General features: G+C 67.1%; 21 protein-coding genes. 7 read left to right on the top strand and 14 right to left on the bottom strand.

What is annotated here, in order from left to right; translation table 11 throughout:
* Positions 1-12: 12 nt before the first annotated feature.
* From LGN10_RS21285 to LGN10_RS21245, 9 genes are all read right to left on the bottom strand, one after another.
* A complete protein-coding gene (locus LGN10_RS21285; RefSeq protein WP_059580718.1) occupies positions 13-246 on the bottom strand; it encodes a hypothetical protein in 234 nt (77 codons plus the stop codon).
* A 108-nt stretch (positions 247-354) separates the two neighbouring features.
* Positions 355-1,098, bottom strand: coding sequence for an acetoacetyl-CoA reductase (gene phbB, locus LGN10_RS21280; RefSeq protein ID WP_226224940.1), 744 nt, complete (start codon positions 1,096-1,098; stop codon positions 355-357).
* Between the two features lie 219 nt (positions 1,099-1,317).
* Positions 1,318-2,499: an acetyl-CoA C-acetyltransferase gene (locus LGN10_RS21275; RefSeq protein ID WP_226224938.1), complete on the bottom strand. Its 1,182-nt coding sequence runs from the start codon at positions 2,497-2,499 to the stop codon at positions 1,318-1,320.
* A gap of 289 nt (positions 2,500-2,788) precedes the next feature.
* Entirely contained in the window at positions 2,789-3,373 is a 585-nt protein-coding gene (gene phaP / locus LGN10_RS21270) for a TIGR01841 family phasin (protein WP_059575684.1), read from the bottom strand.
* Positions 3,374-3,874: 501 nt separating this feature from the next.
* The gene (locus tag LGN10_RS21265; protein ID WP_124862531.1) at positions 3,875-4,639 is read right to left on the bottom strand and encodes a ParA family protein; all 765 of its coding nucleotides are present in this window, start codon (positions 4,637-4,639) and stop codon (positions 3,875-3,877) included.
* A 351-nt stretch (positions 4,640-4,990) separates the two neighbouring features.
* Positions 4,991-8,443, bottom strand: a complete 3,453-nt coding sequence (locus LGN10_RS21260) for a GLUG motif-containing protein (protein WP_226224936.1) — start codon at positions 8,441-8,443, stop codon at positions 4,991-4,993.
* 62 nt (positions 8,444-8,505) lie between these two features.
* Positions 8,506-10,131, bottom strand: a complete 1,626-nt coding sequence (locus tag LGN10_RS21255; protein ID WP_226224934.1) for a ShlB/FhaC/HecB family hemolysin secretion/activation protein — start codon at positions 10,129-10,131, stop codon at positions 8,506-8,508.
* 652 nt (positions 10,132-10,783) lie between these two features.
* On the bottom strand, positions 10,784-11,338 hold the full coding sequence (locus tag LGN10_RS21250) for a single-stranded DNA-binding protein (protein ID WP_059575676.1): 555 nt from the start codon (positions 11,336-11,338) through the stop codon (positions 10,784-10,786).
* Positions 11,339-11,435: 97 nt separating this feature from the next.
* Positions 11,436-12,629 carry an MFS transporter gene (locus LGN10_RS21245; RefSeq protein WP_226224932.1) on the bottom strand — a complete coding sequence of 398 codons (1,194 nt, stop codon included), beginning with the start codon at positions 12,627-12,629 and terminating at the stop codon, positions 11,436-11,438.
* Positions 12,630-12,893: 264 nt separating this feature from the next.
* On the opposite strand from LGN10_RS21245, the gene uvrA reads away from it, so the two are divergent.
* Together uvrA and LGN10_RS21235 are read left to right on the top strand one after the other, a co-directional pair.
* The gene (uvrA, locus tag LGN10_RS21240) at positions 12,894-15,779 is read left to right on the top strand and encodes an excinuclease ABC subunit UvrA (protein WP_059642614.1); all 2,886 of its coding nucleotides are present in this window, start codon (positions 12,894-12,896) and stop codon (positions 15,777-15,779) included.
* A 223-nt stretch (positions 15,780-16,002) separates the two neighbouring features.
* Entirely contained in the window at positions 16,003-17,085 is a 1,083-nt protein-coding gene (locus LGN10_RS21235) for an AI-2E family transporter (protein WP_059575670.1), read from the top strand.
* A gap of 93 nt (positions 17,086-17,178) precedes the next feature.
* Here LGN10_RS21235 and purU read toward each other — a convergent pair whose 3' ends face one another.
* The 5 genes from purU to LGN10_RS21210 all read right to left on the bottom strand — a co-directional run bounded on the left by purU (position 17,179) and on the right by LGN10_RS21210 (position 22,342).
* Entirely contained in the window at positions 17,179-18,063 is an 885-nt protein-coding gene (gene purU / locus LGN10_RS21230; RefSeq protein ID WP_059575690.1) for a formyltetrahydrofolate deformylase, read from the bottom strand.
* Between the two features lie 71 nt (positions 18,064-18,134).
* On the bottom strand, positions 18,135-18,998 hold the full coding sequence (locus LGN10_RS21225) for an NUDIX hydrolase (RefSeq protein ID WP_089465295.1): 864 nt from the start codon (positions 18,996-18,998) through the stop codon (positions 18,135-18,137).
* A gap of 5 nt (positions 18,999-19,003) precedes the next feature.
* Positions 19,004-19,618 (bottom strand): LysE family translocator, encoded by a 615-nt coding sequence (locus LGN10_RS21220; protein WP_059575668.1) that lies wholly within the window; start codon positions 19,616-19,618, stop codon positions 19,004-19,006.
* Positions 19,619-19,694: 76 nt separating this feature from the next.
* A complete protein-coding gene (locus tag LGN10_RS21215) occupies positions 19,695-20,261 on the bottom strand; it encodes an adenine phosphoribosyltransferase (protein WP_059575666.1) in 567 nt (188 codons plus the stop codon).
* Positions 20,262-20,338: 77 nt separating this feature from the next.
* A complete protein-coding gene (locus LGN10_RS21210) occupies positions 20,339-22,342 on the bottom strand; it encodes a cation:proton antiporter (RefSeq protein WP_226224930.1) in 2,004 nt (667 codons plus the stop codon).
* Between the two features lie 125 nt (positions 22,343-22,467).
* Between LGN10_RS21210 and kdsD the strand changes: the two genes are divergently transcribed.
* From kdsD to lptB, 5 genes are read left to right on the top strand one after another with little or no spacing between them, the layout of a single operon-like run.
* A complete protein-coding gene (gene kdsD / locus LGN10_RS21205; protein WP_226224928.1) occupies positions 22,468-23,451 on the top strand; it encodes an arabinose 5-phosphate isomerase KdsD in 984 nt (327 codons plus the stop codon).
* Positions 23,451-23,987: a KdsC family phosphatase gene (locus LGN10_RS21200; RefSeq protein WP_059575662.1), complete on the top strand. Its 537-nt coding sequence runs from the start codon at positions 23,451-23,453 to the stop codon at positions 23,985-23,987. Before kdsD ends, LGN10_RS21200 begins: the two co-directional genes overlap by 1 nt.
* Before the next feature lie 3 nt (positions 23,988-23,990).
* Positions 23,991-24,605, top strand: a complete 615-nt coding sequence (gene lptC, locus LGN10_RS21195) for an LPS export ABC transporter periplasmic protein LptC (RefSeq protein ID WP_059506659.1) — start codon at positions 23,991-23,993, stop codon at positions 24,603-24,605.
* A 20-nt stretch (positions 24,606-24,625) separates the two neighbouring features.
* Entirely contained in the window at positions 24,626-25,291 is a 666-nt protein-coding gene (gene lptA / locus LGN10_RS21190) for a lipopolysaccharide transport periplasmic protein LptA (protein WP_226224927.1), read from the top strand.
* On the top strand, positions 25,288-26,064 hold the full coding sequence (gene lptB, locus LGN10_RS21185; protein ID WP_059575659.1) for an LPS export ABC transporter ATP-binding protein: 777 nt from the start codon (positions 25,288-25,290) through the stop codon (positions 26,062-26,064). Before lptA ends, lptB begins: the two co-directional genes overlap by 4 nt.
* Positions 26,065-26,192: the final 128 nt, after the last annotated feature.

Raw genomic sequence — 26,192 nt, 5'->3', positions numbered from 1 at the left:
CCGATCGACCGCTCATCGATCATCGATCGCAACGCGTCGGCGCGACGGCCAACGTGCGCGGCGCAGCGGCCTGGCCGGCCTGCGCGCGAAGCACTTGCCGTACGCCGCGAGCCCGCAATCGCGATGATCGAAATTCCGCAACAGCCGCGCGCGGCGCCGCTCGAGCCGGTAGAGCGAAATCGCCATCGTCAGCGCGACGGCCAGTGCCGAGCCGCCGATCACGAGTCCCATCCAGGTGTCTCCCATGCGTCCTCCGGAATGCGAGGCCGAAGCGGCGCGCCTGCCGTCGCTCCGGCACGGGATGGCGCGCAACGCTGCCCCCACGCGCGCGAACGCCGTGCGGGCCGCCGCGCGTCAGTGCATGTGCTGACCGCCGTTGATCGCGATGTTGGAGCCCGTCACGAAGCCGGCCTCCTCCGAGCACAGGTACGCCACCAGCGCCGCGACTTCCTCGGGCTTGCCGAGCCGACCCACCGGAATCTGCGGGAGGATCTTCGCGTCGAGGATGTCCTGCGGGATCGCGGTGACCATCTTCGTCGCGAGGTAGCCCGGCGACACCGTGTTCACCGTCACGCCCTTGCGCGCGACCTCGAGCGCGAGCGATTTCGTGAAGCCGTGCATGCCGGCCTTCGCGGCCGCGTAGTTGGTCTGGCCGACCGAACCCTTCGAGCCGTTCACCGACGAGATGTTGACGATGCGGCCCCAGCCGCGCTCGACCATGCCGTCGCAGACCGGCTTCGTCATGTTGAACACGGAGTCGAGATTCGTGCGGATCACCGCATCCCAGTTGACCTTGTCGAGCTTGCGCAGCGTCATGTCGCGCGTGATGCCCGCGTTGTTCACGAGAATGTCGACCGGGCCGACGTCCCGCACGATCGTCTCGATGCATTCCCGGCACGAGTCGTGATCGGCCACGTCCACCGGGTACGCGAGGAACGCGCGGCCGGCCGCATGCATCTCCGTCAGCCAGCGGTCCGCGCCGGCGTTGTTCGGCGAATACGTGACGACGACCCGGTGGCCCGCGTCGTTCAACCGGATGCTGACCGCTTCGCCGAGACCGCCCATCCCACCTGTCACAACTGCGATTCGCTTAGTCATACTATGAATTACCGACAAAAAAGTAATCGATGAAAGGCGGGGCGACGGCATCGCACCTGCTGCCGCCCCACCGCTTCGATGCACGGCCGCCCCGCGTCGCGGGCGCGGCACGCATCGGTACCTCGCGCTTATCGTCGATTTCCCGTCTTGCGCGAAACCCGCGCGGCTCACCCGCGGCGCTGGCGCGCGCCGCAAGCGAACCGTACCGTCAATCACTGCTCAGACACGCTCGACCGCGAGCGCGACGCCCATCCCGCCGCCGATGCACAGCGACGCCAGCCCGCGCTTCGCATCGCGCTTGGCCATCTCGTGCAGCAGCGTCACCAGGATCCGGCAGCCCGACGCGCCGATCGGGTGACCGATCGCGATCGCCCCGCCGTTCACGTTCACCTTCGACGTGTCCCAGCCCATCTGCTTGTGCACCGCCAGCGCCTGCGCCGCGAACGCCTCGTTGATCTCCATCAGGTCCAGGTCGCCCGGCGTCCAACCCGCACGCTCCAGACACCGGCGCGAGGCCGGCACCGGACCCATGCCCATCACGCTCGGATCCACGCCCGCGTTCGCGTACGCCTTGATCCGCGCCAGCGGCGTCAGGCCCAGCGCCGCCGCCTTCTGCGCCGACATCACCAGCACCGCCGCCGCGCCGTCGTTCAGCCCCGACGCGTTCGCCGCCGTCACCGAGCCGTCCTTCGCGAACGCCGGCTTCAGCCCGGCCAGCGATTCGGCCGTCACGCCGTGACGCACGAATTCGTCGGTCGCGAACTGCAGCGGCTCGCCCTTGCGTTGCGGGATCGACACCGGCACGATCTCGTCGTTGAAGCGCCCGGCCTTCTGCGCGGCTTCCGCCTTGTTCTGCGACAGCGCCGCGAACGCGTCCTGCTCCTCGCGCGTGATCCCGTATTCCTTCGCGACGTTCTCCGCCGTGATGCCCATGTGGTACTGGTTGTACACATCCCACAGGCCGTCGACGATCATCGTGTCGACCAGCTTCGCGTCGCCCATCCGGAAGCCGTCGCGCGAGCCCAGCAGCACGTGCGGCGCCGCGCTCATGTTCTCCTGGCCGCCCGCGATCACGATGTCCGCGTCGCCCGCGACGATCGCGTTCGCCGCTAGCATCACGGCCTTCAGGCCCGAACCGCACACCTTGTTGATCGTCATGCCCGGCACGGCGCTCGGCAGCCCCGCCTTGATCAGCGACTGCCGCGCCGGGTTCTGCCCGGAGCCGGCCGTCAGCACCTGGCCCATGATCACTTCGCTGACCTGCTCGGGCTTCACGCCCGCACGCTCCAGCACCGCGCGGATCACCGTCGCGCCCAGTTCAGGCGCGGCCACCTTCGCCAGCGAGCCGCCGAATTTGCCGACCGCGGTCCGCGCGGCCGATACGATCACTACGTCCGTCATGTTCAGTTCCTGCATCGAAATCAGTGTGTGGTTCTGACGCCCGCACGAGGCGTGCTGTACACGGCGATGACGCGTGTCGGGCCATCCGGCGCGATCGCGGCCACACGCCGCCGTACGCCATACGGCGGGCGACATCCGTTCGCACCGTGACACGGGCAACCGTGCACGGGCGTCTTGCGGCGAGCCGAAGCTCGCCAGCCCCGCGTGGCACACGCGGCGCCGGCGCCAATCAATCGTGTCGCGCCTGCGCGCGACACGCATTCATGCGCGTTCGTGCTCGTTCGGGCCGTCACGCAGCCGATTCGCGCGCGGCCGCTGCGTCCTTGCGTGCGGCGGCCGCCGTCTGCTTCGCGCCGCGCGTGGCCGTTTCGCTGACCACATCGAAGCCGCTCTTCGCCGCTTCGATCGCCTGCCCCGTGGCTTCACGCACGGAGTCGGCCGCGGCGCTCGCCGCGGACAGCGCCGAATTCAGCGCGGCCACCACCGGCGCCGAGCCGGCCGGCGCATGCTTCGACAGCTCGCCGAGCACGTCCTTCAGGCGCTTGTCGTTCTGCTCGTACTGCGCCTGGGCGACCTTCGCCCATTCGGACTGCGTCGACACCGCGATCTCGAACAGATGGCGGCCGTACGACGCGACCTTGCCGGCCGCTTCCTGCGGCGCGGCGACCTGCTGCGCGAAGCCCGCGGCCGGGTTGCTGCCGGTGAACGCGTTCTTCAGCTTGTCCTCGTAGTCCTCGAGCGCCGTCCGGGCCGCTTGCAGGTTGAGTTCGACGACAGCCTCGAAACCGTGGATCGCCGGACGGGCGATTGCAAACCACGCGGCGATACCGGACTGATAATCGGCGGTGAGTTTTTCGGGGGCAAATACGGACATCGGGCACGCTCCTGTTGGCTATGCGAGAGACGACGTAAAGAAAAATGGAAGCTCGGGTAAACAACCGCTTCCTTATTGAAACCCGTCACCTGTTTGGGAACGGGCGGTAGAAGGAAGTCATTTTAGATCGATTAATTGTCAATTAAATGGCATCAATGATAGGTGTAAACCCTTATTACCCTTTGAACCGTCCGCCGAAGCTGCGGGCACGCCGAAATCTCAGACAAGAGAGTGCCCCTCACCGGCCGGCGACGCATTTTACCTTTTGCAGCATAGCGTATCGTGACGTGGCGCAATATTTGCCAATTCATTATTCCGCTTATTAGAAAACCGGGCACCATTGAAAATGGAGCAACCATTTATGTAATATTTTTTCTTGATTTCTTGTGAAATCGTTTTCTTGATTATTAATGACGAAATCAATAATCGGACGAATTGCCGGTCGCGACAAAAAAACAAGGCCGCTCGAAGCGGCCTCGGTCGGTGCGGTCACGCGCGAGATCAGCCGGCCAGTTCGCGATGCAGCGCGCGGAACTCCTGCGCGAGCTTGTGCGTCGGCTCGAGATGGATCACCGGCCTCGACTGCTGATGCGATTCGCGGATCTTCACCGATGCGGACAGCCGCGACGCGAGCACCGGCAGCCCTTCGTCGACGAGCTCGTCGACCAGCCGTTGCGGCAGGCTCGCGCGCGGCTGGAACTGGTTGATGACAATCCCTTCCACCTCGAGCGCCGCGTTGTGGTCCTGCTGGATTTCCTTCACGTTCTCGAGCAGCGTGTACAGCGCGCGGCGCGAGAAATCGTCGCAGTCAAACGGGATCAGGCAGCGCTCGGCCGCGATCAGCGCCGAGCGCGTATAGAAATTCAGCGCGGGCGGCGTGTCGATGTATACGGCGTCGTACATGTCGAGCTCGTTCAGCGCGTCGCGCAGCTTGTAGATCTTGTAGCGCGATTCGAGCTTGCCGTGCAGCGTGTCGAGATCCGGATGCGCGGGCATCACGTCGAGCCCGTCGAACGGGGTCGCGTGGATGAACGACGCGACGTCGATCGGACGGAAGTTGAAGGTCAGCGCGGTTTCGAAGAAGCCGGCGACGCCCGGTTGCGCATCGGCCGCGGCGTCGCCGAGCAGGTAGCGCGTCGAGTTCGCCTGCGCATCGAGATCGATGACGAGCGTGCGCAACCCTTCGCTCGCGCTGATCGCCGCCAGGTTGCAGACGATCGTCGATTTGCCCACGCCGCCCTTCTGGTTGAACACGACACGCCGCATAGTCCCCTCTCGATCGAAGCCAACGGAAGACACCAGCATACCCGAGACAGGTTGGCTGCCGTATCGCGACGTGCATCGGGATCGTGCGGCGAATCGCCAAGCCCCCTGCGTGCATCGACGTGCGCCCGCCGCGGACGCATCCGCCGCCGCCCGCATTCGAGAGTTGCGCCACCCACACAGACGGCCGGGCACGCGGCCCCGCTGCGCCGGCCCGCTTGGGTCGCGCTGATCAACGACGAAGGCGGGGCACCGGATCACTCCGATGCCCCGCCTTCAGTGACTACGACAAGCGACGGTCAGCTTCGCGGGTGGCCGGCGAAAAGCCCGCCCCCCGCATCGAGACCGGTGCGCTTACCGGGACGCGATGACGCGACGGCCAGCACCGATCTGTTGCACCGCGGCTGCCGCGCCGGTTGCCACGCTCGACTCGATATGTCCGTAGTTCAAGCCCGCCAGACCACCGTAAGCCTGGTCATACCCGGACACATAGTTGATGCGGCTGCTCGTCGTCGAGTCCTTCACCGTGGCCACGTTATAGCCGACGAGACCACCGAGGCGCGCGCCCCTACCGCCGCTCACCGTACCCGACGATTCCGAGCTCGACACGAGGTGGCCGTTAGTGCCGACCAGACCGCCGACGCTCGCATAATCGCCGCCCGTCACGTCGCCTGTCGCCTTGCTATTCGCAACGCTGCCCGCCACATTGCCCATTCCGACCAGACCGCCTACGGCGCTACTCGTGCCGGCAGTCACCGCGCCGGACGCTTCCGAGTTCGACACTCGACCGTCGTTGTGGCCGACCAGGCCGCCGGCGTACGCGGAGTTGCCGCCCTCCACCATGCCGCTCGCCTTGCCATTCGAAATGTCTCCGTTCGCGTTCTTGCCGACCAGACCGCCGACGCTCGCGGAAGCGCCCGCTACGACCTTGCCTGACGCCTTGCTATTTGCGATGGTGCCGCCGTTGATGCCGACGAGGCCGCCCGCGAGGCTGAAAGCGCCGCCCGTCACCTGGCCGTAAGCCTCCGAACCGGAAATCGTGCCCTTGTCGTTATTGCCGACCAGACCACCGACATGGCTGGCTCCGCCGCTGGTGACGTCGCCGCGGGCGATCCCCACCGTGATTTGCCCCTTGTTTTGACCCACGAGGCCACCGATAAGGGCAGCCGACTTGTCGGTCACGTTGCCCGTTGCCGTCCCGTTCGTGAGGACGCTTTCGTTCACGCCGACGAGACCGCCGATCGCGGCCGAGCCGACGCCCGAGACATTGCCCGTCGCCGTTCCATTGGCGACCGTGCCGAGAAGATGCCGGCCGATGAGGCCGCCGATCGTGGAACCGGACGCGGTGCCGTTGACCGCGCCGCTCGCCGACACATTCGCGAGCGAACCGCGGTTCACGCCGATGAGACCACCGATCGCGGAATTACCGGCGCCTCGAACGGTGCCGCTCGCCGACGAGTTCGCGATGCTCGTGCCGACGTCGTTGTCGCCCACCAGGCCACCGATGCTGCTGTTACGGCCGCTGACGGCAACGTTGACGCTCGACGACGAATTCTGGATCGCACCCGTGCCGACGTCACCGTTCACGCTGTTCACGCCGACCAGACCGCCCACCTTCGCATTGGTCTGCGCCAGCGTGATGCTTCCCGTGCTGCTCGAATTCGAGATCACGCCGCCGCGGTTGATGCCGGCCAGACCGCCCACGCCGCCGTAGAACCAGCTCTGATCCGCGATCCCGCCCGAAATGGTCGTATTGGCCGAGCTGTTGCTGATCGTGCCGAGCTTGTCCGGACGGCCCAGGATCGTGTAGTTTTCGCCGACGAGCCCGCCCATCGACAACGTGGCCCAGCTGCCTGCAATGCGCCCGGTGACCGACGACCGATCGATGTCGCCGCCCAGGTTCGTGCCGACGAGACCGCCCAGCACCTGCATGCGCGACGTCCCGCCGTTCACGACCACGTTCGTCGCCTTCACGTTGGAGATGACGCCGGTGTCCGTATTCACGCCCGCGAGGCTGCCGATCATCGCCGGCCCGTTGCCCGTGTACGATCGCGCGCCCGTCACGTTCACCGACGCGAGCTTCAGGTTGCCGATGTAGCCGGCGTTCACCGAGAACAGGCCGATGAACGGGCCGGTGCCGTACACCGATACGTTGCTGATCGTGTTGCCCAGGCCGTCGAACTTGCCGAAGAACGTGCGGTCGTTGCCGATGCTCCGGAACTGGCGGCCACCGCCGTCGATTGCGCTGCCGAGCACGTAGCGGCCCGACAGGTCGTTGTCGATCGAACGCAGTTGATCGACGCTGTTGATCACGCGATACGCGTCGCCGTTCGAACGGTACGACGCATTCGCACCCGACAGCGTGACGACGCCGTCGCCGTTCACCGCGAGACCGCTACCCGGATTCAGTTCCAGCTTCGCGTTGCGGCCATCGAGCGTCAGCTTGTCGTTCACGCGGATCTGCTTCGCCGCGTTCACCGTGACGCCCGCGTCGTCGCCCGTCGCCGTCACCGGCCCGTGCAGTTCCACGTCGCCTTGACGCGACGTCAGCGTCAGCCCGTTGTCGCTGCTCCAGGTAACCGGCGCGTCCACCTTCAGCGTGCCGGTCGTGCGAGCGAGTTCGACGTTGGTCGTGCCGAGATTGCGCGCCAGCGTATCCGCGCCGATCGCGGCATCCGAACCGCCCGAACCGCCGACCTGCTGGCCGCCGATCACGAGCGCGCGCGACGCGGCGCTCCGACCCACGCCGGCATTCGCCGACTCGATCGTCCACTTGCCCGCCACACCATCGTGCCCGCGCGTGTCGACCGTCGTCGTGTCCGCCACGCGCACCGCGGCACCCTTCGTCACCACGGCGCCGTGACCTTCCGCGCCCGCCAGCGTGCTCGCGTCCAGCGTCCCGGCCACGTGCACCGCGCCGTCGCCACCGTCCAGCGTGATCCGGCCCGCGACGTTGTTCAGCCCCTTCGCCTCGATCGTCCCGCTGTTGTTCACCACCGTGCCCAGCAGGCTGTTCGCCGACCGTGCCGACATCAGCACCTGGCCGCCGTCGGCCTTCAGCAGGCCGCCGTTGCTCACCAGCGCGTCCACCGCCGCGCCGTTCACCTCGAGGCTCAGCAGCTTGCTGCCGTCGAAGTTCACCTTCACGTCATTGCCCGCGCCCAGCGCGACCGTGCCCATCTGCGCCCGGATCACGCCGTTGTTCGTTACCTGCGCGCCCAGCAGCGCGACACCGCCGCCGTCCGCCGCCGTGATCGTGCCCTGGTTCACCACCTGGCCTGCCGACTTACCGTTGAAGCGGAAGTTGCCGTTCAGGAAATCCTTGTCCGAGATGTCGCGCGTCGACGCCACGAGGCCACCGACGTTCACTTGCGCGCCCGATCCGAACAGCACCCCGTTCGGGTTCACCAGGAACACCTTGCCGTTCGCATCGATGCGGCCTTCGATGTTGCTGCCGTTCGCACCGACCACCCGGTTCAGCGCCAGCGACTGGTTCGTCGGCTGATTGAACGACACGCGCTCGCCGCCGGCGACGCTGAAGTCCTGCCAGTTCGTGATCAGCTTGTCCGTATGCTGGTTGATCGACATCGTCTTGTTGTCGGCCGACGTCGCGAAGTCGCCCTTGCCCGACACGATCTCGGCGCCCGTGGGCAGCGCATATGCGCTCGAGGCCGCGAAGCCCAGCAGCGACACGGCCGCCGCGATTACCCGGCGGCCGCCCGCCTTGCCGCGCCGACGCGCGTTCTCGCCCGCCACGCTCCAGCATCCGTTCGCTTGATTCCAGACCAATGCATAAGCCTTGTTCATCTTTGGTTTCCTTGTTGTATTGACTGCCAAACCCTGCGTAATGCAGGCGCTCGTCCAGACGCTCAGAAATACTGAGTCGCCTGAAACCAGATTCGCGGCGAGCCGGCGGACGACGCCAGCCCTTCGCTTGAGGCGAACGGCCAGGCGGCCGCCACCGTGACTTGATGCCCCTTCCCGTACCAGCCCGCGCCGAATCCCGCGGCCTGCATGCGGATGATGTTGGTGTCCTTGAACACGCGATGCTTGTTGATGCCGACCCGGCCGGCGTCGACGAACGTGCTGACCCGCCAGCCGGGCGCCACCGCATACCGCAATTCCGCGCTCGCCTGCCACCCCTGATCGCCGCTGCCCGAGCCGAGCGTGTAGGCGCGCACGCCGTACGGGCCGCCGAGGCTGAACTGCTCGGACGCGTCGAGATTGCCCGACGACAGTTGGCCGCTGAACTGTGTGTAGAACTGGAAACGCGAGCCAAGCGCCTGCAGGCGCATCACGCTGACGCCGAGTTTCTTGAAGGTGCCGCGCGTCTTGACGAACCCCTGCGCGCCAAGCACGTCGGCCGTGCGCAGGCGGCCCGCGCCGGCCGACACGGAGAAGGCGGTGGTGCCGCCGCCGAGCAATGCGTCGTCGCCGTTGCCGCTCAGCGTGAAAGTCCATAGACCGACGTTCTTGTCGTCCTGTATCTGGAACGCGCGATAGTCGTCGTGAAGGTTCTTGTTCTCGTATTGGAGTTGCGCGTTCAGGTTGAACGCGCGGCCGCGCAGCAGCGGCTGAACGACAAATGCGCTCTGGATGTTGGCGCGGCTGTGAAGATCGAGTTCCTCGAAGCCTTCGCCGACCTTCGAATGCAGATTCGAGTAGCCGACGCCGACGCGCGTCGACCACGGCCCGACCGGCAACTGGTACGACGCGCTGTAGTAGCGCTGCAGCGTGTCGCTTCCCATGCCGCGCAACGTGAGCCGATCGCCGATGCGCAGCGGCGAGTTCACCGCGACGCTGCCGGTAAGCCGGTAGCGCCCCGTCGACAGGTTGCCGTAGTTGTCCGCCTCCAGCGTTCCCGTCGCGATCGGCCCCGGATCGGCGTCAATCACCAGATCGGTCGAGCCCTGCGTGCGGCCCGAACGCAACGTGCCCTTGGCGTCGACGCCGGGCAGGTCGCCGACGAGCAGCAGGCTGCGCGCCAGATCGACGCCGCGCACCGCCTCGCCCGGACGCAGCGCGGACAGCGGCTGGCGCACCACGCCGTCCAGCACGCGCGAGCGGTTATGGAGTTCGATCCGATCGTAGCGGCCTTCCAGCACGTCGATCCGGACGACGCCGTCGTCGATGTCCTGACGCGGCAGATAGGCACGCGCGAGCACATAGCCGTGCTCGCGGTAGTAGGAAGTGATGCGAGCCGCAGCCGCCTGCAGCTCGCCAAAACTCAGCTCCCGCCCGGTCAGGTCCTGGAGGAGCGGCTCGAGCTGCGTCGACGTGAACACCCGGTTGCCGCCGATCGCGAACGCGCGGACCGTCACGCGCGGCCCCGCATCGACGCCCTCAGGCGCGGGTGCGGCCTGCTCCGTACGCTCGATGCTCAACTCGGGCGCGGACGCGGCCGGGAGCGCCGGGCGCACGGACTCGATTTCGCGCATCGACTGGCCCGCGTTCGGCAACTGCGAAAACGCGATACCGGGCAGGAACAGCCCCATCGCCGCGCAACAGCCCAGCGCGTATGGAACACCGCCGCCGAGGCCGGCAACGGGCGCGCGCGCCGCCGCTGACCGTGCGTCTCGATGATGCGTGACGCCTGGATGCCGGGTCGCAAGAAAATACCAGAAGCCTCGGCCGTAACGATCCATTATCAATTCGGTAAACCACCATTTGCATTCGCTACCGAATCATAATTTTCAGTCCTATGAAGATAAATAATACAAGTACGATTTATTTTTATAAAAACGAAATCCTTCGATAAATTCCTAATACTCCCCGAAAAAACTGCACATCATTCGGCTTTCTTGTCGACTGCCGCCGCCCGATTCCATCACCGATATGTCCGCCCCGGCCGTCGGAATCAGCCGGTGTCCTAACGATACTGGCGCAACAAGGTCCTCTAGCGTCGATCGGGCATGCGAAAGTGAAGGAATGCGGACCGCGTACAGGCCGTCCGGACAATTGATCAGCTGGAGACGTGGCCCAGCGCGAAAGCGCTACCTGCCGCCGCTATTCGGGGCGAATGTTCCCGAAGCAAAATAAAAATCGCCGCAGAAAATCGAATCAGATTTGATCCGCCATGGGCTAAAAAGGCTAAAAAAACCCCGCCAAAAGGCGGGGTCGATCTTTACAGCGTTTGGTTGCGAGATCTCAGAACGGAATATCGTCGTCCATCTCGTCGAAGCCGCCGCCTGCCGGCGCGCTCGGACGGCTCTGGCCGCCGCCACTTGCCCCGCCGCGCGCCGCGCCGCCGGCACGACCGCCGCCGCCACCGCCACGCTCCATCTGCTCGCCGCGACCGCCGCCGCCACCGCCGTAGCCGCCGCCATAACCGCCTTCGTCACCGCCGCCACCGCCGCCGCCCGAACCGCCGCGGCCGCCGAGCATCTGCATCTGTTCGGCGACGATTTCGGTCGAGTAACGGTCCTGGCCGTCCTGGCCCTGCCACTTGCGCGTGCGGATGCGGCCTTCGATATAGACCGACGACCCCTTCTTCAGGTATTCGCTGACGATTTCCGCCAGACGGCCGAAGAACGCGACGCGATGCCACTCGGTCATTTCCTTGAAATCGCCGCTTGCCTTGTCCTTGTAGCGGTCGGTCGTCGCGAGGCGGATGTTCGCAACCGCGTCGCCGCTCGGCAGGTAACGGACTTCAGGATCGGCGCCGAGGTTGCCGACGAGGATGACCTTGTTGACGGATGCCATGTGTTTCTCCAGTAAATTCGATGCCGGGCCGCCCGCGACAGCCGTCGGAGCAGCCCGCCGGGGGAGCCGGCGAACGCCGCCGGCGCCTACCCGACAATCAGGTTCCGGCCTTGCGCGGCGGCGCTTTCATATTGGCCGCGATTATAAGCCACGCGGCCACGAGCCCCGAACACGTGTAGAACACGGTGTTCGCGCCGCCGTGCTTCAGCAGCCAGCCGCCCACGATGCCGCCGAGCGCGAGCCCGATCGACTGCGTGGTGTTGTAGACGCCCGTGGCCGCGCCCTTGCGCGAACCCGGCGCGAGCTTCGACACGAGCGACGGCTGCGACGCTTCCAGGATGTTGAACCCGAGGAAGTAGACGAAAAGAATCGCCGCCACAATCAGGATGGTATGCGGCGCGCTGCCCAGCAGCAATTGACCGATGAGGATAGCCAGAATGCCGCCGAGCAGCACCGGCTTCATCTTGCCCCGTTTTTCCGCGACGATGATCGCCGGCACCATCATCACGAACGCGAGCCCCATCACCGGCAGGTACACCTTCCAGTGCGCGGCGACCGGCAGCCCGCCGTCGACCAGCAGGCGCGGCACGACGAGGAACAGCGCCGTCTGCGTCGCGTGCAGCACCAGCACGCCGAAGTTCAGGCGCAGCAGCTCGACGTTGTGCAGCACCTCGGTGAACGGCGCCGGCACGTGCACGGGCTTCGCCGCATCGGGCACGATCCACAGCACGACGCCGATCGCGAGGATCGACAGCACGCCGACGATCGCGAACAGCCCGCTCATCCCGACCCAGTGGAACACGATCGGCGCGCCGACGATCGCGACCGCGAACGACACGCCGATCGAGCCGCCGACCATCGCCATCGCCTTCGTGCGGTTCTGCTCGGAGGTCAGGTCGGCGATGAACGCGAGCACCGCCGACGACACGGCGCCCATGCCCTGGATCACGCGGCCGACGATGATCCACGTGATGTCGTGCGCGAACGCGGCGACGAAGCTGCCGAGCGCGAAGATCACGAGACCCGCGGCGATCACCGGCTTGCGGCCGAACTTGTCGGACGCCCAGCCGTAGAAGATGTAGAACAGCGACTGCGTGACGCCGTAGGCCCCGAGCGCGATCCCGACGAGCAGCACGTTGTCGCCGCCCGGGATGGTTTTCGCGTAGACCGAAAACACCGGCATGATCATGAACAGGCCGAGCATGCGCAACGCGAAGATCGCCGCGAGCGACGTGGTCGCGCGCAGTTCGGGCGCAGTCATGCGGGAAGACGTGGCAGACGGATTGGACATCGGGAATGAATTTCGAATGATCGGAATGTCCGCCCGGCAGCGGGCGGCGGAAGATCAGGGCCGGCGGCCTGGCGGCCTTTCGGGCGACACGTCGGGGCCGGATGCGGATGGCCTGCGGGCCGCCCGGAACCGTGCGGCGCGACCGCTTTCCCCGGCGCAGGTGTCGCCTTGCTGCCACCTGCCGCAAGGGCTGGGGGCCGTAAACGACGGTCTCGAAAAGCCGTTATAGTAGCAGGTTTGGTTTCCTCCATTTTCGCCAGGTTCATGGAACAGATCCGTATCCGTGGGGCACGCACCCACAACCTGAAAAACGTCAATCTCGACCTGCCGCGCCACAAGCTGGTCGTGATTACCGGGTTGTCCGGGTCGGGCAAGTCGTCGCTCGCGTTCGATACCCTTTATGCCGAGGGCCAGCGCCGCTACGTCGAGAGCCTGTCCGCCTATGCCCGCCAGTTCCTGCAGCTGATGGAGAAACCCGACGTCGACCTGATCGAGGGGCTGTCGCCGGCGATCTCGATCGAGCAGAAGGCGACGTCCCACAACCCGCGTTCGACCGTCGGCACGGTCACGGAAATCCACGACTACCTGCGACTTTTGTACGCACGTGTCGGCACGCCGTACTGCCCCGATCACGACATCCCGCTCGAGGCGCAGAGCGTGTCGCAGATGGTAGACGCGGCGCTCGCGCTGCCCGAGGAAACCAAGCTGATGATTCTCGCGCCCGTCGTCGCCGATCGCAAGGGCGAGCATGTCGAGCTGTTCGAGGACATGCAGGCGCAGGGCTTCGTGCGCTTTCGCGTGCGCTCGGGCGGCGGCGCCGCGAACGAAGGCGCCGCGAAGATCTACGAGGTCGAGTCGCTGCCGAAGCTGAAAAAGAACGACAAGCACACGATCGACGTCGTCGTCGATCGCCTGAAGGTGCGCCCGGACATGAAGCAGCGGCTCGCCGAATCGTTCGAAACCGCGCTGCGCCTCGCCGACGGCCGCGCGATCGCGCTCGAGATGGATACCGACAAGGAGCACCTGTTCAGCTCGAAGTTCGCGTGCCCGATCTGCTCGTACTCGCTGCAGGAGCTCGAGCCGCGCCTGTTCTCGTTCAACAACCCGATGGGCGCGTGCCCGGAATGCGACGGCCTCGGCCAGATCACGTTCTTCGACCCGAAGCGGGTCGTCGCGCACCCGTCGCTGTCGCTCGCCGCCGGCGCGGTGAAGGGCTGGGACCGCCGCAACCAGTTCTACTTCCAGATGCTGCAGAGCCTCGCGGCGTTCTACGAATTCGACATCGACGCCGCGTTCGAGGATCTCCCCGAAAAGATCCGCAAGGTGCTGCTGTTCGGCTCGGGCAAGCAGACGATTCCGTTCTCGTACATCAACGAGCGCGGCCGCACGACGATCCGCGAGCACGTGTTCGAAGGGATCATCCCGAACCTCGAACGCCGCTACCGCGAGACCGATTCGGTCGCGGTGCGCGAAGAGCTGTCGAAGTACCAGAACAACCAGCCGTGCCCGTCGTGCGACGGCACGCGCCTGCGCCGCGAGGCGCGCCACGTGCGGATCGGCACCGGCGACCATGCACGCGGCATCTATGAGATCAGCGGCTGGCCGCTGCGCGACGCGCTCGGCTATTTCGACGGGCTGACGCTCGACGGCGCGAAGCGCGAGATCGCCGACAAGGTGATCAAGGAAATCGTCGCGCGCCTGACGTTCCTGAACAACGTCGGGCTCGACTACCTGTCGCTCGAGCGCAGCGCCGAGACCTTGTCGGGCGGCGAGGCGCAGCGCATCCGGCTCGCGTCGCAGATCGGCTCGGGCCTCACGGGCGTGATGTACGTGCTCGACGAGCCGTCGATCGGCCTGCACCAGCGCGACAACGACCGCCTGATCGCGACGCTCAAGCATCTGCGCGACCTCGGCAACTCGGTGATCGTCGTCGAGCACGACGAGGACATGATCCGCACGGCCGACTACGTCGTCGACATGGGCCCCGGCGCCGGCGAGCACGGCGGCGTGGTGGTCGCCGAAGGCACGCCGAAGCAGGTGCAGTCGAACCCGCAGTCGCTGACGGGCCAGTACCTCGTCGGCAAGCGCGTGATCGAGTACCCGGACGAGCGGCTCGCGCCCGATCCGGAGCGGATGCTGCGCATCGTCGACGCGCACGGCAACAACCTGAAGCACGTCGATCTCGATCTGCCGGTCGGCCTCCTGACCTGCATCACCGGCGTATCGGGCTCCGGCAAGTCGACGCTGATCAACGACACGCTGTATCACGCGGTCGCGCGCCACCTGTACGGCTCGGCCGCCGAGCCGGCGCCGCACGAGGCGATCGAGGGCCTCGAGCACTTCGACAAGGTGATCAACGTCGACCAGTCGCCGATCGGCCGCACGCCGCGCTCGAACCCGGCCACGTATACGGGCCTGTTCACGCCGATCCGCGAGCTGTTCTCGGGCGTGCCGACGTCGAAGGAGCGCGGCTACGATCCGGGCCGCTTCTCGTTCAACGTGAAGGGCGGCCGCTGCGAATCGTGCCAGGGCGACGGCGTGCTGAAGGTCGAGATGCACTTTTTGCCGGACGTCTACGTGCCGTGCGACGTGTGCCACGGCAAGCGCTACAACCGCGAAACGCTCGAAGTGCAGTACAAGGGCAAGAACATCAGCGAAGTGCTCGACATGACGGTCGAGCACGCGTACGAGTTCTTCAGCGCGGTGCCCGTCATCGCGCGCAAGCTGAAGACGCTGCTCGACGTCGGCCTCGGCTACATCCGTCTCGGCCAGTCGGCCACGACGCTGTCGGGCGGCGAGGCGCAGCGCGTGAAGCTGTCGCTGGAGCTGTCGAAGCGCGACACCGGCCGCACGCTGTACATCCTCGACGAACCGACCACCGGCCTGCACTTCCACGACATCGCGCTGCTGCTGGAAGTGATTCACCGGCTGCGCGACCAGGGCAACACGGTCGTGATCATCGAGCACAACCTCGACGTGATCAAGACGGCCGACTGGGTGATCGACCTCGGCCCCGAAGGCGGCGCCGGCGGCGGCCAGATCATCGCGCAAGGCACGCCCGAGCAGGTCGCGAAGACGAAGGCGAGCTTCACCGGCAAGTACCTCGCGCCGCTGCTGAAGCGTCCCACCCGCAAGGTCGCGGCCGGCTGACGCCTCCGTTCCGCCGTTCCCGCGCGCGGCCGCCCGGCCGCGCGCCCCCTCGTTTTCCCTTCTGCGTTTACACGACGCGCCAAACGGCCCGTTTGCGGACCATAATGGCAGCTATACTTTACGGTCGTAAGGTTCGCCATCCGCACCAATCCGGTGCGGCGCCGGGCGGCCCGCGCTCTGCCGCGCGCTCCGCGGCACGACACACGGACGACAGGAATCCACGATGGAGAAGCAACAAGAGTCGCGCGACACGCAGAACCGCGAGCCGCACCTGCGCAGCGTGCGGCTGACCAGCGACTTGAGCCTGCCGAAACTGTCGGCACTCGAGATCGGCAGCTATCTCTTCGCGCTCGTCATGATGTGGCTCGTCCTCGAGCTGCGGCTGCTCGGCGGGATGCTGGCCGGCCTGCTCGTCTATCAGCTGATCCACACGATCGCGCCCGTGATCGAACGCCATACCACCAGCATGCGCGCGCGCTGGGTCGCCGTCGTGCTGCTGTCGATCGCGATCGTCGGCGCGCTCACCGGCCTGACGCTCGGCATCATCGAGCATTTCGAGCACACGGTGCCGAACCTGCAGAGCCTGCTCGGCCAGCTGATGCAGATCGTCGAGCAAACCCGCGCGCGCACGCCGGCCTGGATCGCGAACCTGCTGCCCGTCGACGTCGAACAGATGAAGACGAAGGCGGCCGTGCTGATGCATTCGCACATGGACCAGCTCCAGCAAAGCGGCAAGAGCGTCGCGCGCGGCTTCGGCCACGTGCTGTTCGGGATGATCATCGGCGCGATGATCGCGATCGGCGTCGAGCAGGGCAAGGTGCGCCGGCCGCTATCGACCGCGCTCGTCACGCGCGTGTCGCGCTTCGCCGACGCGTTCCGCCGGATCGTGTTCGCGCAGATCAAGATCTCGGCGATCAATGCGGCCTTCACCGGCATCTACCTGCTCGTCGCGCTGCCGATCTTCCACCAGCGGCTGCCGCTGTCGAAGACCCTCGTGCTCATCACGTTCATCGTCGGCCTGCTGCCGGTGATCGGCAATCTGATCTCGAACACGCTGATCGTCGCGGTGTCGCTGTCGGTCAGCATGGGCACCGCGATCGCGTCGCTCGCGTTTCTCGTGGTCATCCACAAGCTCGAATACTTCCTGAACGCGAAGATCATCGGCGGCCAGATCGAGTCGCGCGCGTGGGAGCTGCTGCTCGCGATGCTGATCATGGAAGCCGCGTTCGGGCTGCCGGGCGTGATCGCCGCACCGATCTTCTACGCGTACCTGAAACGCGAGCTGTACCTGCTGCGGCTGATCTGACGCCGCCCGCTCGCCAACGGCAAACGAAAACGCCGCGCCCCGTGAAGGGCGCGGCGTTTTCGCTTGTGGAGCCAGCCTTCCGCGGCCGACGGATCAGCGGAACACGACCGTCTTCGTCCCGTTCAGCACGATCCGGTGCTCGACGTGCCACTTCACCGCCCGCGCGAGCGTCACGCATTCGACGTCGCGGCCGATCGCGGTCAGCTGGTCGGGCGTCATGCTGTGGTCGACGCGCTCGACTTCCTGCTCGATGATCGGGCCTTCGTCGAGATCGGTCGTCACGTAGTGCGCGGTCGCGCCGATCAGCTTCACGCCGCGGTCGAATGCCTGGTAGTAAGGCTTCGCGCCCTTGAAGCTCGGCAGGAACGAATGGTGGATGTTGATCGCGCGCCCGGCGAGCTGCTCGCACATGTTCGGCGACAGGATCTGCATGTAGCGCGCGAGCACGACGAGATCGGCCTGGTGCTCGTCGATCACTTCCAGCACGCGTGCTTCCTGCGCGGCCTTCGCGGCATCGGACGAACCGCCGACGAGCGGGAAGTGATGGAACGGAATGTTGTAGCTCGCGGCGAGCTGGTAGAACTCCTTGTGGTTCGACACGATCGCCGGGATCTCGATCGGCAACTGGCCGGTGCGATAGCGGAACAGCAGGTCGTTCAGGCAGTGGCCGATCTTCGACACCATGATCACGACGCGCGGCTTCACGGCCGCATCGTGCAGCTCCCAGCGCATCGAGAACTGCTCGGCGAGCGGCGCGAATTCGTTGCGAAGCGTGTCGAGCGCCGACGCGGCATCCACGCCGCCGCCGTCCTGCTCGAAGTGCACGCGCATGAAGAACTCGCCGGTGCGGCTGTCGCCGAACTGCGCGGAATCGAGGATGTTGTTGCTGCGCTCGAACAGGAAGCCCGAGACCGCATGGACGATGCCGTGCCGGTCGGGGCACGACAGTTTCAAGATAAAGCTGTGATCGGTCGGCATGACCGCGACTCCCATTGTTTCCGTATTCGTCAAATTGCCCGTTCGCGCCGCCAGGCCGCGCGCGGCGCGCGTCATGCGCCCGGCACGAACAGCGCGTCGATGCCGGCCGCGTCGGCCGCCGCAAGCCAGCGGTGGCGCAGCAGCGTGTCGAGCGTCGCGAGGCTCGCATCCATCGTCGCGCGGCCTTCGCGCAGCCAGCCGATCACCTCGGGCACGCCGGCCAGCAGGTGCTCGGCCACTTCGCCGTCCTGGTTGCGCGGCGCGAAGTCGTGCGGCAGCGGCAGGTCGTACACGAAGATCAGCTCCGACTGCGTGCCTTCCGGCAGCGAGTTCAGCACCTGCACCGTGCGGCCCGCGATCGCGCGCGCCGCCAGGTCGACCGGAATGCCGGCTTCTTCCCAGCACTCCTTCGCGAGCGTCTCGTGAACGCCCAGCCCCCAGCCGATCCCACCCGCGACGACGTTGTCGAGCATGCCGGGGTCGGTGGCCTTGGTCTCGCTGCGGCGGCCGAGCCACATCTTCGGCGCGGCCGCGGCGGGCTCGCCGGGCGTAACCGCATATTCTACGATGCCGTTCACGTGCACCGCATAGGTCTGCGTGCCGAAGAAGCGCGACGCCGCGCGCTCGATGTACGCGAGCGGCGGATCGTCGAAGCGGTTGCGGATCGCGTAGATCTCGTCGCGCCAGCCGGGAATCGCGCCTTCCGCCGCGAGCGCGCCGATCGCGCCGGCCAGCGCCATGCTGCGCGCATCGACCGAATCGTAGCGCGCCGACAGCACGACGCGCTCGCCGGTCAGCTCGAACACGTCGGGCCAGCGCGCGAGCTTCGCGACGTCCTGGCGGCGCACCCAGCCCACCGCCTGGCCGGCGATCTCGAAACGCAGGTGCGCGGCCGGATCGAAGCGGCGCGCGGCCGCGATGCACGGAAACGTCATCGCGCTCAATCCTTCAGCGCGACGCGGATGCCGATCGCGATGAACGTCGCGCCGGCGATCCGGTCGAGCCACACGCCGGCCTTCGGGCGGCGCTTCAGCCATGCGCCGATCATGCCCGCGCCGACGCCGAACAGCGAGAAGACCGCGGCCGTCTGCAGCATGAACAGCGCGCCGAGCTCGAACATCTGCAGCGTCACGCCCTGCGCGCCGTGCGGATCGACGAACTGCGGCAGGAACACGACGAAGAACAGCGTGACCTTCGGGTTCATCAGGTTGCCGATCACGCTCTGCCGGAAGATCGTGCCGAGCGGCTGCGGCGGGCGCGCATGCGCGTTCGCGAGGCCCTGGCTGCGCAGCGCCTTGATGCCGATCCACACGAGGTACGCGGCGCCCGCGAGCTTCAGGATCTGGAACGCGACCGGCGACGAACGCAGCACGGCCGCGACGCCGAGCGCCGCGAGCGTCGTGTGGAACAGGATCCCCGCCGTGAAGCCGAGCGCGGCGACGAAGCCGGCCGCGCGGCCCTGCGAGATGCCGCGTGCGAGCACCTGCAGGTTGTCGGGACCCGGCGCGAACGTGATCGCGATCGACGTGGCGAGAAACAGCATGAAGTTGGGCATCGTGAACCTCGCTGCGAAAGGTGAACCTGGCGCGAACCAGCGCAAACCGGGGCGTCCGGCCCCGACGGACCGGCGTTCAGTGGCCGGAGAATTCGGTAACGGTATAGACGGGCAACCCGGCGTTGCGCAGCAGCGCCGAGCCGCCGAGATCGGGCAGATCGATGATCGACGCACCTTCGACGACCACCGCGCCGAGCCGCTGCAGCAGGTTGCGCCCCGCCATCATCGTGCCGCCGGTCGCGATCAGGTCGTCCATGATGATCACGCGGTCGCCGGGGCGGCACGCATCTTCGTGGATCTCGACCGTCGCGCTGCCGTATTCGAGGTCGTACGATTCCGAACGCGTCTTGTACGGCAGCTTGCCGACCTTGCGGATCGGCACGAAACCGACGCTCAGCTCGTACGCGACGATCGGCGCGATGATGAAGCCGCGCGCGTCGAGGCCCGCGACGTAGTCGAGCTTCGCGTCGACATAGCGTTCGACGAACAGGTCGACGAGGATGCGCAGCGCCTTCGGGCTCTGCAGCAGCGTCGTGATGTCGCGGAACTGCACACCCGGCTGCGGCCAGTCCGGCACCGTGCGGATCTGGCTGTGGATGAAGGCGACCGGATCGAGCGGTGCGCCCGGCGACGAATGCGGCATGAAACTCTCCGAAAAAAACGGTGCGCGAAGATCGGGCACCGTTTCTGATCAATACGGGTCGGGTTGCGAATCGCGGCTCACGCAGCCGCGGCCGGCGGATCGCGCCGATGGCGCGACAACCGCTCCTCCGCGAGCGCGAGCGCCTCGGGCAGCCCGCGCAGCACCACGATGTCGCTCGCGCGCAGCTTGGTCTGCGGATCGGGTTCGACGCCGCGGATGCCGTGGCGGCGGATCGCCGTGACCTCCAGCCCGAGCGCGTACAGCCCGAGTTCTTCCAGCGACCGCCCGACCGCGTCCGCGCGCGCATCGACCGGCACCGATTGTAGCCGCACCTGCTCGTGATCGTCGTCGTCCGCGTCATCGGCGCCGCGGAAATAGCCGCGCAGCAGGCTGTAGCGCTCGTCGCGCATCTCCTCGACGCGCCGCACGACCTTGCGCATCGGCACGCCGACCAGCACCAGCGTGTGCGACGCGAGCATCAGGCTGCCCTCGACGATCTCCGGAATCACCTCGGTCGCGCCGGCCGCCAGCAGCTTTTCGAGATCGGCATCGTCGACGGTGCGCACGATCGCCGGCAGCGTCGGCTCCAGCTCGTGCACGTGATGCAGCACGCGCAGCGCGGACGGCGTGTTCGCGTAGGTGATCGCGACGGCCGCCGCCCGGTGGATACCGGCCGCGACCAGCGACTCGCGGCGCGCGGCGTCGCCGAACACGACCGATTCGCCGGCCGTCGCGGCCGCGCTCACGCGATCGGGGTCGAGGTCGAGCGCGACGTACGAAATGCCTTCCTGTTCGAGCATGCGCGCGAGGTTCTGCCCGGCGCGGCCGTAGCCGCAGATGATCACGTGGCCGCGCTGCTTGAGGCTTTGCGTCGCGATCCGCGTCATCTGCAGCGACTGCTGCATCCATTCGGTCGACGACAGCCGCATCACGATGCGGTCGGCGTTCTGGATCAGGAACGGCGCGGCGAGCATCGACAGCAGCATCGACGCGAGGATCGCCTGTAGCAGCGTCGAGTCGACGAGATGCCGGTCGAGGATCAGGTTCAGCAGCACGAAGCCGAATTCGCCGGCCTGCGCGAGGCCGATGCCCGTGCGCATCGCGACGCCCGGCGTCGCGCCGAACAGCCGCGCGAGCCCGGCGATCATCGTCGCCTTGAACAGGATCTGCCCGACGAAGAAGCCGAGCACGATCAACGGATGCTCCCAGATCACGCGTGGATCGAGCAGCATCCCCGTCGTCACGAAGAACAGCCCGAGCAGCACGTCGCGAAACGGCTTGATGTCCTCCTCCACCTGATGGCGGAACGGCGTCTCGGAAATGAGCATCCCGGCGATGAACGCGCCGAGCGCGAGCGACAGCCCGAAGCGGTCGGTGATGAACGCCGCGCCGAGCGTGACGAGCAGCAGGTTCAGCACGAACAGCTCCTGCGAGCGGCGCCGCGCGACCACGTTGAGCCAGCGCGTCATGAAGCGCTGGCCGATGACCAGCAGCAGCGCGAGCGCGATCACGATCTTGACCGCCGCGAAGCCGAGCGTGAGCGCGAGATCCTTCGACGATTCGGCGCCGAACGCGGCGATCACGATCAGCAGCGGCACGACCGCGAGATCCTGGAACAGCAGCACGCCGAAGATGTTGCGGCCGTGCTCCGTCTCGATCTCGAGCCGCTCGGCGAGCATCTTCGACACGATCGCCGTCGACGACATCGCGAGCGCGCCGCCGAGCGCGATGCTGCCCTGCCACGTGATGTGCACCCAGTGCTCGAACAGCGCGCCGAGCACGAGCGCGAGCAGGAGGGTCGCGACGACCTGCAGCAGGCCGAGCCCGAACACGAGCCGCTGCATCGCCCTCAGCTTCGCCAGCGAGAATTCGAGGCCGATCGAGAACATCAGGAACACCACGCCGAACTCCGCGAGGTGCTCGGCCCGTTCGAGATCCGCCGCGACGCCGAATGCGTGCGGGCCGACCAGGATGCCGACGGTCAGGTAGCCGAGCATCGGCGGCAGGTTCAACGAGCGGAATACGACGACGCCCACCACCGAGGCCAGCAGCAGCAGGGTCATTTCGAGCGGGGAAATCACGGGCGAAGCGTCCTCGTTCGTCGGGGCCACGGCAATGCGGGCGCGGGTGGTGGCGGTGGACACGCGACATCGGACGAGTCCGAAGGCGCGGCGCGGCGAACAAACGCCTTTGCTATACTCCGCGCATGATAGCGAAAATCAATGATGACCGGGCGCTCGCGCTCGCCCGCGACGTGCTCGACATCGAGGCGGACGCCGTGCGCGCGCTGCGCGACCAGCTCGACGGCGGCTTCGTCCAGGCCGTGGCGCTGCTGCTCGGCTGCCGCGGCCGCGTCGTGGTCTCGGGCATCGGCAAATCGGGGCATATCGCCCGCAAGATCGCGGCCACGCTGGCCAGCACCGGCACGCCGGCCTTCTTCGTCCACCCTGCCGAGGCGAGCCACGGCGACCTCGGGATGGTCACCTCCGACGACGTCTTCATCGGCATCTCCTATTCCGGCGAATCGGAAGAACTCGTCGCGATCCTGCCGCTCGTGAAGCGGATCGGCGCGAAGCTGATCGCGATCACGGGCCGTGCGGAGGCGAGCCTCGGCACGCTCGCCGACGTGAACCTGAACGCCGCGGTCTCGAAGGAAGCGTGCCCGCTGAACCTCGCGCCCACCGCGAGCACGACCGCCGCGCTCGCGCTCGGCGACGCGCTCGCCGTCGCCGTGCTCGACGCGCGCGGCTTCGGCTCCGAAGATTTCGCGCGCTCGCATCCGGGCGGCGCGCTCGGCCGGCGCCTGCTCACCTACGTGCGCGACGTGATGCGCTCGGGCGACGACGTCCCGGCCGTCGGGCTCGACGCGACGCTATCGGACGCGCTGTTCCAGATCACCGCGAAGCGCCTCGGCATGACGGCCGTGGTCGACGCCGACGGCAAGGTCGCCGGCATCTTCACGGACGGCGACCTGCGCCGCGTGCTCGCGCGCGACGGCGATTTCCGCACGCTGCCGATCACCGAAGTCATGACGCGCAACCCGCGCACGATCGCGCCGGATCACCTGGCGGTCGAGGCCGTTGAACTGATGGAGCGCCACCGGATCAACCAGATGCTGGTCGTCGATGCCGACGGCGCGCTGATCGGCGCGCTGAACATGCACGACCTGTTTTCGAAGAAGGTGATCTGATGAGCGCAGCGCTGACTGCGGCCGAACGCGCGAGCCGCGTGAAGCTGATGATTTTCGACGTCGACGGCGTGCTGACCGACGGCGGCCTGCTGTTTACCGCGGCCGGCGACACGATGAAGTCGTTCAATTCGCTCGACGGCCACGGCGTGAAGCTGCTCGGCGAGGCCGGCATCGCGACCGCGATCATCACGGGCCGCCGCTCGGACATCGTCGCGGCGCGCGCGAAGGAAATGAAGATCGCGCACCTGTTCCAGGGCGTCGAGAACAAGCTCGCCGTGTTCGCCGACCTGATCGCATCGCTCGGCCTGACGGCCGACGCATGCGGCTACATGGGCGACGACTGGCCCGACCTGCCGGTGATGCTGCGCTGCGGCTTCGCCGCGGCCCCCGCGAACGCGCACCCCGAGGTGATCGCCCGCGCGCACTGGGTCGCCGAGGCGCGTGGCGGCCACGGCGCGGTGCGTGAAGTCTGCGATGCGGTCCTGCGCGCGCAGCGCCGCTACGACGCGCTGCTCGCCGCCGCCTGCGGAGCCTGACCGATGAGCACGCATTTCCGCTGGACCCAGATGCTGCCGCTCGCCGCGGTCGCCGCGCTCGCGGGCGTCACGTGGTGGCTGCTGCAGGCCACGCTGCCGCCGCCCGGCGAGGGCGCCGCGCAGCCGAAGCGCCACACGCCCGACTATTTCGCGGACAACTTCTCGGTCACCGAGCTCGACCAGTCCGGCACGACCCAGTACCGGCTGACGGCCGCGAAGCTGGTCCATTACGAAGATACCGAAAGCAGCGACCTGACCGATCCGGCCATGCGCGCGTTCCAGCCCGGCAAGCCGGTCGTGACGACCACCGCGAAGCGCGGCACCGTCAACGGCGACGTGTCGATCGTCGACTTGTACGACGACGCGCGCATCCTGCGCGCGGCCGGCGGCGGCGATCCGCAGATGCAGGCCGATTCCCAGCATTTCCGGATCTTCGTCAATGACGATGTGATCCAGACCGAAAAGCCGGTTAAACTTCAGCGCGGCCTGTCGCTCGTCAACGCGACCGACGGCATGAAGTACAACAACGTCACCCGGGTCATCGAGCTTTACGGCAACGTGCGCGGCACGATCGCCGCGGCGGACACGTCCGGCGGCTCGAAAGGTCAACCCAAGTGACGCATCCCTCACGTGACTGCATGAACGAACCGTTCCCTCGACAGATTTCCGGCGGCGCTGCGCGCGCCGTCCGCGCCGCGCTCGCCGCGACGCTCGTGGCGCTCCCGCTCGTCGGGCTGGCGCCGCTCGCCCATGCCGAGAAGGCCGACCAGAACAAGCCGATCAACGTCGAGGCCGGCAACCTGACCTATGACGATCTGAAGCAGGTCACGGTCGCGACCGGCAACGTCGTGATCACGAAGGGCACGATCATCATCAAGGGCGATCGCGTCGAAGTGCGCCAGGACCCGGAAGGCTATCAGTACGCGACGTCGTTCGGCAGCGGCAAGAAGCACGCGACGTTCCGCCAGAAGCGCGAAGGCCTCGACGAGTACATCGACGGCGACGCCGAACGCATCGACTACGACGGCAAGCAGGACCTGACCACGCTGACCACCGCCGCGACCGTGCGCCGCCTGCAGGGCACGTCGACGGTCGCCGACACCGTGCACGGCAGCGTGATCACGTACGACGGCCAGCGCGACTTCTACACCGCGAAGGGCGGCAAGGACGTCGCCGCGCCGGGCAACCCGAACGGCCGCGTGCGCGCGATGCTGTCGCCGAAGAACGGCGGCCCCGCGCCGCTGAACGGGGCGCCGGCCAAGCTGTCGCCGTCGACCACGATCCAGGGAGCGCCGGGCCAATGAACGCGCTCCCCAACCGCCAGCCGGCCGGCACCACGAGCTCGCTCGTCGTCCGCAACCTGAAGAAGCGCTACGGCTCGCGCACGGTCGTCAAGGACGTGTCGCTCGACGTGAAGAGCGGCGAGGTCGTCGGCCTGCTCGGCCCGAACGGCGCCGGCAAGACCACGTCGTTCTACATGATCGTCGGCCTCGTACCGACGGACGCGGGCGAAATCTCGCTGAACGGCAGCTCGATCGGCCTGCTGCCGATCCACAAGCGCGCGTCGCTCGGCCTGTCGTACCTGCCGCAGGAAGCGTCCGTGTTCCGCAAGCTGACCGTCGAGGAAAACATCCGCGCGGTGCTCGAGCTGCAGCACGGCGAAGACGGCAAGCGGCTGTCGAAGGATGCGATCTCGGCGCGCACCGAAGCGCTGCTCGACGAGCTGCAGATCGGCCACCTGCGCGAGAACCCCGCGCTGTCGCTGTCGGGCGGCGAACGGCGCCGCGTCGAAATCGCGCGCGCGCTCGCGACCAACCCGAGCTTCATCCTGCTCGACGAACCGTTCGCCGGCGTCGACCCGATCGCCGTGCTCGAGATCCAGAAGATCGTCAAGTTCCTGAAACAGCGCAACATCGGCGTGCTGATCACGGACCACAACGTCCGCGAAACGCTCGGCATCTGCGACCACGCTTACATCATCAGCGACGGTTCGGTGCTGGCCGCCGGCGCGCCGAGCGAAATCATCGAAAACGAAAGCGTGCGCCGCGTGTACCTCGGCGAGCACTTCCGCATGTAACGTCCTCCTCGTGGCTGGCTGCACCCCGCCCGGCAGCGCCGCGCGGGGCTGCGCCCCGCTTTGCATCCACGCCCGCGGGCATGCCCGCGGCCGGGCGGCGCGCCACGCGTAATCGCGGATGGCTCAAC

Origin of the sequence: Burkholderia sp. AU32262, from assembly GCF_020419985.1 — a bacterium.
Lineage (GTDB): Bacteria > Pseudomonadota > Gammaproteobacteria > Burkholderiales > Burkholderiaceae > Burkholderia > Burkholderia semiarida.
This window is presented reverse-complemented; position numbering and strand designations above follow the sequence as displayed.

Coding starts and splice junctions, on each gene's coding strand:
- LGN10_RS21265 (WP_124862531.1), bottom strand. CDS start 4,639: ATGCGGCGTGTCGTGTTCAACCAGAAGGGCGGCGTGGGCAAATCGACG.
- kdsD (WP_226224928.1), top strand. CDS start 22,468: ATGATAGCGAAAATCAATGATGACCGGGCGCTCGCGCTCGCCCGCGAC.
- LGN10_RS21255 (WP_226224934.1), bottom strand. CDS start 10,131: ATGGGGCTGTTCCTGCCCGGTATCGCGTTTTCGCAGTTGCCGAACGCG.
- uvrA (WP_059642614.1), top strand. CDS start 12,894: ATGGAACAGATCCGTATCCGTGGGGCACGCACCCACAACCTGAAAAAC.
- LGN10_RS21215 (WP_059575666.1), bottom strand. CDS start 20,261: ATGCCGCATTCGTCGCCGGGCGCACCGCTCGATCCGGTCGCCTTCATC.
- LGN10_RS21200 (WP_059575662.1), top strand. CDS start 23,451: ATGAGCGCAGCGCTGACTGCGGCCGAACGCGCGAGCCGCGTGAAGCTG.
- LGN10_RS21275 (WP_226224938.1), bottom strand. CDS start 2,499: ATGACGGACGTAGTGATCGTATCGGCCGCGCGGACCGCGGTCGGCAAA.
- lptB (WP_059575659.1), top strand. CDS start 25,288: ATGAACGCGCTCCCCAACCGCCAGCCGGCCGGCACCACGAGCTCGCTC.
- phaP (WP_059575684.1), bottom strand. CDS start 3,373: ATGTCCGTATTTGCCCCCGAAAAACTCACCGCCGATTATCAGTCCGGT.
- LGN10_RS21250 (WP_059575676.1), bottom strand. CDS start 11,338: ATGGCATCCGTCAACAAGGTCATCCTCGTCGGCAACCTCGGCGCCGAT.
- LGN10_RS21235 (WP_059575670.1), top strand. CDS start 16,003: ATGGAGAAGCAACAAGAGTCGCGCGACACGCAGAACCGCGAGCCGCAC.
- lptA (WP_226224927.1), top strand. CDS start 24,626: ATGAACGAACCGTTCCCTCGACAGATTTCCGGCGGCGCTGCGCGCGCC.
- lptC (WP_059506659.1), top strand. CDS start 23,991: ATGAGCACGCATTTCCGCTGGACCCAGATGCTGCCGCTCGCCGCGGTC.
- purU (WP_059575690.1), bottom strand. CDS start 18,063: ATGCCGACCGATCACAGCTTTATCTTGAAACTGTCGTGCCCCGACCGG.
- LGN10_RS21225 (WP_089465295.1), bottom strand. CDS start 18,998: ATGACGTTTCCGTGCATCGCGGCCGCGCGCCGCTTCGATCCGGCCGCG.
- LGN10_RS21260 (WP_226224936.1), bottom strand. CDS start 8,443: ATGAACAAGGCTTATGCATTGGTCTGGAATCAAGCGAACGGATGCTGG.
- LGN10_RS21285 (WP_059580718.1), bottom strand. CDS start 246: ATGGGAGACACCTGGATGGGACTCGTGATCGGCGGCTCGGCACTGGCC.
- phbB (WP_226224940.1), bottom strand. CDS start 1,098: ATGACTAAGCGAATCGCAGTTGTGACAGGTGGGATGGGCGGTCTCGGC.
- LGN10_RS21245 (WP_226224932.1), bottom strand. CDS start 12,629: ATGTCCAATCCGTCTGCCACGTCTTCCCGCATGACTGCGCCCGAACTG.
- LGN10_RS21220 (WP_059575668.1), bottom strand. CDS start 19,618: ATGCCCAACTTCATGCTGTTTCTCGCCACGTCGATCGCGATCACGTTC.